General features: G+C 62.4%; 2 protein-coding genes and 1 pseudogene. 2 read left to right on the forward strand and 1 reads right to left on the reverse strand.

Features of this window, described 5'->3' with window-relative positions; all coding sequences use genetic code 11:
- On the reverse strand, positions 1-544 hold a 544-nt coding region (locus tag ACLP9N_RS17530), incomplete at its 3' end, for an MFS transporter (protein WP_442408614.1).
- 684 nt (positions 545-1,228) lie between these two features.
- Between ACLP9N_RS17530 and ACLP9N_RS17535 the strand changes: the two are divergent.
- Both ACLP9N_RS17535 and ACLP9N_RS17540 read left to right on the forward strand, forming a co-directional pair.
- Positions 1,229-1,426, forward strand: a pseudogene (locus ACLP9N_RS17535) (alkaline phosphatase family protein); the annotation flags it as partial.
- A gap of 906 nt (positions 1,427-2,332) precedes the next feature.
- A partial coding sequence (locus tag ACLP9N_RS17540) for a PPE family protein (RefSeq protein WP_442408615.1) occupies positions 2,333-2,922 on the forward strand: 590 nt, incomplete at its 3' end.

Raw genomic sequence — 2,922 nt, forward strand, 5'->3', positions numbered from 1 at the left:
CCAGCACGATGAGTCCGACCACCTGGATGACCGCCGACCCGAGGTTGGAGATGCCACCCGTGAGACCTAGCGCTAAGCCCTTGAGTCGCTGCGGATAGAAGGCTTCGGCGTTGGCCAGCGACGCCGCGTAGTTGCCGCCACCTAATCCGGTCAACGCGGCACACACCAGATAGGGCCACAATGGCAGGCCCGGATGGGCTAGTAACGCGATGGCCCCGGCGGTGGGGATCAAGAGCACGAGCGACGAGAACATAGCCCAGTTGCGGCCACCGAACTTGGTGGTGGCCATCGCGTAGGGGATGCGCACGACCGCCCCGACCAGTGTTGCGGTGGCGGCCAGCAGCAGCTTGTCGCCGGTCGAAAAGCCGTAGACGGACTGCGGCATGAACAGCACCAGCACCGACCAGAGGTACCAGATCGAGAAGGCGACGTGCACGCTCACGTTCGACCAGATCAGGTTGCGATGGGCGATCCTGTTATTGCCCGCGCACCAGGCCACGGCGTCTTCTGGATCCCAATCCGCGATGCGATGCCTACATGCCATGCGGTAATTACCTTTCACGGACGATCTTGGCGTAGCCATCAAGCCACCCGAAAAACGCAGAGGGGATCGGTTTGCATTGGACTCATCAATGATTCAGCGGCTGCCAATCGAAACGGCCCGGCTTTTTTGGCATTTCGTTACCGGCCCACACGCGCGCAGCGTCAATGCGTCGTTATGACCTGCCCCGCCTCCGCCACCGAATTCGCGCACAACACAATTCAACATGGATTCCGTCCTCGCAGGACCGTCACCTGTCCCCTCCCGATGAGGCGACACTGAGCGACCAGACCAGGGTAAGCCGCCGTTCACTGCCAAAAATGCTCACACCCTGTGAATTTCGTGCACAGTGACTTAAGGTGTCGCCTTGGTCGCCCGGTCGGTGACTCTCGTAGCTACGGTCGGAGGCTTCGTGACCCAAGATTGCTGATCGCTCGCCACCGCGCCAATCGCTACAGTGGACGGACGGAGGGCGGGTTGTCGGCCACACTGACCGACACCGACGGCGCAGTCGCCACAGCAGACACCCTGGATGATTTCCTTAATGGCCCACGATCAGTAACCGACCCGCCCGAGACAATTCGCCACCGCCTTACAAGAGCTGGGGGCACTCACCGGGGTCCGAGTGATCGATTTGCCACGAAACCCAAGTACGCCTTATTTCCAGACAACACATATCCTCCTGAGGTCTTCGGTCCGGTGAGCCCACGGGACCTACTCCGAATCGGCGATGTCGTTGTCTCTGCACCGGCGACGCGGCGGTGCAGGCGACCGCCCACGAGCCCCCGGAAACGGCTCGCCTCATCGGTTTTCACGGTGCGGCCACTCCCGCCCGAAATGGCAATTCCTTTGATCGTTGTCACATCTTCATCGGTGGCGGACTAGCAATCGTCGCTAAACCGGTGCGGAGGCGATTGCGTCGAGCGAGCGGCTCAGGATTCTTTACGAATCCTCTGACCGTTTTCACAGCTTCAGAAGGCCGCTCATAAGCAGCGTTGTTGTAAAGTCGGGCCACTGTGAATTTGCGGAGCGCTGGTAAATCCCGACGATGGCAGTTGGCCATCGCCGTGGTTGCCGCGCTGAGTATGTTCACTGCCGTCACCACAGGCTGGGCGTTGCGGTCCGCGCACGGTATCGCTGCACCACCGCAGCCGGCGGCGTGGTCGCACGCCACCCCGAGTGTCGGCTTGCATGTGCACCGAGCGCGATTCGCTGTTGGCTCCCAGCCCATGAGCCATGGCGTTCTGCGGTTTTCACAGGGCTCCTCACCGACAAATCACAAACCGACTAAAAACGCGTGGATGACGCGCGATCGGCCGCCGACCTGGGCGCGCGTGGCGCCGCAATTGGTCTGGTCGCCCTGGTCGGTGACCCTTTCACTTTGGGAGACCGCTTGGGCGCCCACCCTGGGGTCTCGGTCTGGCTCCGGTGCACCCGCGGCTGCCATTGCAGGGCAAGACATTTTGACCCAGCTTTGCGTCACGCGTCGCTGATAGGTCAGCGCCAGTTTATTCGTGCCGTCTAACTCGGCCTTTTGCCTTTCTGTGAGCTGATCTCGCGTCAATGCTGCGACGCGACAAGACGATCGACGGAATCCACCTGAATCGGCTTGCGCCGAATCACACGCTGCTCACGACAACCGACAAGCGTCGGTTTCCCTATGCCCATGTTTTGAAGGAGAAGTCCATGTCCTCGAGCACATCTCACACCGCCACACTCGAAGAGGTTGGCGCCGCCGGGCGACGCAGACGACCCAACCACCCGATCCCTTGCAGATCGAGAGGGATAGCCATGGATTTCGGAACTCTCCCGCCGGAAACGAATTCCGAGCGAATGCATGCAGGTCCCGGCGCGGGATCGATTATGGAGGCCGCCGCGGCTTGGGAGCGGTTGGCCACCCGGCTGTACACCGCGGCGGCGGACTACAGGGCGGTGACCGCAAAACTCGCGGCGAGATGGGAGGACCCAGCGACAACGGCAATGACACAAGCCGCGACACCGTATATAGATTGGCTCAATGCCACCGCCACACGAGCTGAGCGCGTGGCCAACCAGGCTGCAGCGGCGGCGGGCGCCCATGACTCGACGTTTGCGGCGATGGTGCCCCCACCGGACATCCACGTCAACCGCGCGCGACGGAGATCGCTGGCCATGACAAACTCCTTGGGTCACGACAGCCCGGCGATCGCGGACCTCGATGCCGAGTACGAACGGATGTGGGTCCAGGACGCCGACGCCATGTACGCTTACGCCCGCGCCGCGGCCGATGCGTCAAGGGTGACTCCGTTCATCTCGCCACCGGCGACTACCACGGGGCCGGCTGGCCTAGGGACGGCCATCGCCCAAACCGCCAACGCCTGGAAAGTCACGGCTGCACCGCA

Source organism: Mycobacterium sp. (assembly GCF_052144515.1).
Taxonomy (GTDB): domain Bacteria; phylum Actinomycetota; class Actinomycetes; order Mycobacteriales; family Mycobacteriaceae; genus Mycobacterium.